This is a genomic window from Prevotella nigrescens, assembly GCF_031191185.1.
Taxonomy (GTDB): domain Bacteria; phylum Bacteroidota; class Bacteroidia; order Bacteroidales; family Bacteroidaceae; genus Prevotella; species Prevotella nigrescens.
In genome coordinates this window covers 1-3,815 of record NZ_CP133469.1, presented here as the reverse complement: position 1 = coordinate 3,815, position 3,815 = coordinate 1, and the positions used below count along the sequence as shown (strand labels likewise).

The window sequence follows — 3,815 nt, the reverse complement described above, 5'->3', positions numbered from 1 at the left end:
TTATTGATAAAAGTTCATTTCGTTTTTATTTCTTTAGCCAGCGGTCGAGCCAGTTGAAGAAAGTACGTTGCCATAATATTCCATTCTGTGGTTTCAATACCCAATGGTTTTCGTCTGGGAAGAGTAACAGTTCGGCAGGAATACCACGTAAGCGTGCAGCATTGAATGCTCCCATACCCTGCGTTGCATTAATACGATAATCTTTCTCTCCATGAATGCAAAGAATAGGAGTGTCCCATTTATCAACATCAAGATGGGGACTATTCTCATATGTACGTGTTGCTGCAGCTGTACGGTCCTTATTCCAATATGCATCATCATATTCCCAATTACTAAACCAGACTTCTTCAGTATCAGTATACATACTTTCGAGGTTGAAAGCACCGTCGTGAGCAATGAACGCTTTGAAGCGTTTGTTGTGATGCCCTGCCAAATAATAAACAGAGAACCCACCAAACGAAGCACCTACAGCACCTAATCTATCTTTATCTACGAATGGAAGATTATTTGCAGCATCGTCTATTGCTGATAGATAGTCTTTCATACATTGACCTGTCCAATCTCCACTAATTTCTTCATTCCATTCACTACCAAACCCAGGCAATCCTCTACGGTTTGGTGCAACAATTACATATCCGTTTGCTGCCATTATCTGGAAATTCCAACGATAGCTCCAGAATTGTGATACTGGGCTTTGTGGACCTCCCTCACAGAAAAGAAGAGTTGGATACTTTTTATTCGGGTCAAAATGAGGAGGAGTGATAATCCATACCAACATATCTTTCCCATCAGTAGTCTTTACCCAACGTGGTTTAACTTCTCCAAGTGCAAGCTGATCATAAATATGTTTATTTTCAAAACTCAACTGTATTTGTTCACTCTGCTTATCTTTCTTTGCAGGTACTATGGAAAATATCTCAGTAGCCTGTTTTATGCTTTGACGTAAGCCTAACAATTTCCTTCCCTTATCGCCTAATAGCGCAATTGAGACATAATTATGCTGTCCATCGGTTAATTGCTTAATTTCGCCTTTTAAGTTAGTTTGATAAGCATTTACAGTACCATGCCAAACACCTATAAAATAAAGTTCCTTTGAATTTGGAGCCCAAACATAGTCATCTACGTTAGAGTCAAATTTCTCTGTAACATAGGTTTTCTTCCCCGTACTGAAATCATAAACACAAAGACGATTACGATCGCTTTCATATCCATCGTTCTTCATACTCTGCCATGCAATATACTTTCCATCAGGAGAGAACTTAGGATTAACGTCGTAACCGACATTGAAATCACCATCTTGATGATTTACCTTTTGATTACGAAGCGACTTCGTCATGTTTATTTCTGGCGCAACATAGTCTGCAGGTTTACATAAGTTCACCGTTTTTTTTGTGTCTATATTGTAAAGGTATATGTCAGCATCGGTTGATACAGCATATTTTACACCTTCTTTTTTCCTACAAGTATAGGCTATCTGTTTCGAATCTTTACTCCAGTCGAATTGTTCTATCCCACCAAATGGAGCAAGCGGACTTTCGTAAGGTTCACCTTCTATAATATCCACATCGTTCTTACTAATACCATTGGCAGTAATTTCTGCAACAAACGGATGTGCAATAGTTTCTACATAATGATCCCAATGACGATAATTCATGTCGGTTATAAGACGACCAGATGCTTTTGGAAGGTCGGAAGGATTTTTCTTAATTGTACCATAATAAGGGATACTCTTTATAAGTAGGACCTTCTTCCTATCTGGAGAGAAGCGGAATCCTTCTATTTCTATATCTGAAGATGAAAGCTTTTTACGATAAGAACCGTCTGAATTCATAGACCAAATTTGTCCATCGAGAAGAAAAGCTATGGTATGGTCATCTAACCATGTAGGACTTACTTCGCTTTTTGCAGATGTTGTAAGCTGACGTACATTCTTTCCATCGGAATCCATTACACAGATTACTTGGTGTCCTCTATTTTCCTTCACACTATAGTAACCTACTTGGTAAACAATTTTATTGCCATCAGGGGAAGCTTGTGCATTTCCAATTCTTCCCATCGCCCACAATGTTTCGGGAGTCATAACATTTTTACTAAGTGTTATGTTATGCTTTCCGATGTTAGTCGCTTCTTGGGCATTTACAATTCCACAATTCATAACAAGTGCAGTTGTAATAGCAATTGAAACATTTTTGTTCATAATTTTAGTTATTCCTTAATTCCGCAGCATTATTCCTTGTGAGGTACTTTTATATATTGAAGTGACATTTTTGGGCTCTATCCATTGATATGGGGATTTTCTGGGATTTTTGGTTCTTGCATAGACATGAAATCCCCCACCCAAACCAATGGGGAATGTGAGAACCACAAAGACATGCTGTTTATTCAAGGAATACCTCAGAGTAGTATGCTTTATTTGTATATAGGTTCAGAACGTTCCGCCTTCCTGTTCGTACCCATTTTGCTGGTACACTGACAAAATGCAGGATAAAGGCTTTCAGCCTGCTTGTCTTTTTCAATGGCTTGACCTTCTCGCTGATATGACGGACGAGATAGAGATAGAAGTTTTTCAGCATGGCGGTAACCATCATGAAAACCATGTTCTCAGCCATAAAGGAAAATGGCAGATGTGCCCAGCCGAAGTCATTGTTCTGTATGTCGAAGTTCTTTTCGCTCGCTCCACGTTCATTGTAGAATGTAATGATGTCCTTCTCGGTAGATGTCCGGTTGTTGGTAAGGATACAGCGGTATGTGTATATCACTCCGAACATATCCGTCTGTTCCCTGCCGTGCTTGTCTTTCAAGGGAGTACGCTGTACGACAAGCCTGTATGACTTTCCTTCGATGAGGTCGTCCATGCTGACGGAGGTGACATCGCACCTCTCATAACCAACCTCAACGCTCTTCCATTCTTCCAGCTGGCGGAAGTCCTCACACCGGCTGCCGCAGTTGGCAGCACGTATATAGAACGTGTTGCAGCGCGGCTCTACGGTCTGGATGATTTCCTTCGAGAACGACCCGCAGTCGGCACGGAAATGCTCTATCACAACACCAAGTTCGGAGGTCACACGGTCCATAATGCGACGGAGCGTGTCCTCCTGATGGAATTTCACATTGGTGTTCCCGTCACGGTTCTCACCTCCGACTATGATGCCCCCGATGGAAGCCCAGCCTGGGAAATAACCATGATCCTGCTTGTAGGAATACTTTGCATCGAACTTGCGGGATGGAATAAACTGGTGGTCAAAGTCCAAGTCAACATGACTGCCCGCCTTTATAAGCCCCATTCTACGTATCATCCGTAAAAGTAAGGTGTTCAGCTTCTCTGCAGTATTGAAACTATAAGACTTGCCTGATGTCTCGCTCTTGTAGATAATGTTCTCTTCGGCAAGCTCCTTCAGTCCACGTCCCACGGTGTCGGCACCGGGTAATAGCGTGTCAGGCCTCTGCTTGAACTGCCCTATAAGCGCATTGATGTCCTCAAGGCATTCTCCACCACAAAGGTAACTGAAGAAGAGAGAGCCGAAAATGCTTCCATGGCTGAATGCCTTGCCACTGCTTCCGCGTCTGCCCAACACGGATTCGGTAAGTTTTTCAAAGCCCAACTTTGAAAAAACATCCATAATGTGATAAATTCCTCCGAAAGAAGTGATATTCTCGTTTTTAATTGCTACCTTTGTCATGTCAGATTTTTGCTTACTTGTTATGTTTGTTGCACTAAGATTAGGTGAAAATTCTGACATATCCAAGTGTTTTGAGGACTTTGTTTCTCAGGCACTTGGATTTCTTAAAAGATTTTATGCTGCGGAATTGAGGTT

At 41.5% G+C, this 3,815-nt stretch carries 2 protein-coding genes; both read right to left on the bottom strand.

The features are described from left to right. Positions 1 to 25 precede the first annotated feature (25 nt). Complete coding sequence (locus RDV52_RS11185; protein WP_004366178.1) at positions 26 to 2,197, bottom strand: S9 family peptidase; 2,172 nt, start codon at positions 2,195 to 2,197, stop codon at positions 26 to 28. Between the two features lie 181 nt (positions 2,198 to 2,378). Beyond that, positions 2,379 to 3,680, bottom strand: a complete 1,302-nt coding sequence (locus tag RDV52_RS11180) for an IS1380 family transposase (protein ID WP_115098567.1) — start codon at positions 3,678 to 3,680, stop codon at positions 2,379 to 2,381. Positions 3,681 to 3,815 lie beyond the last annotated feature (135 nt).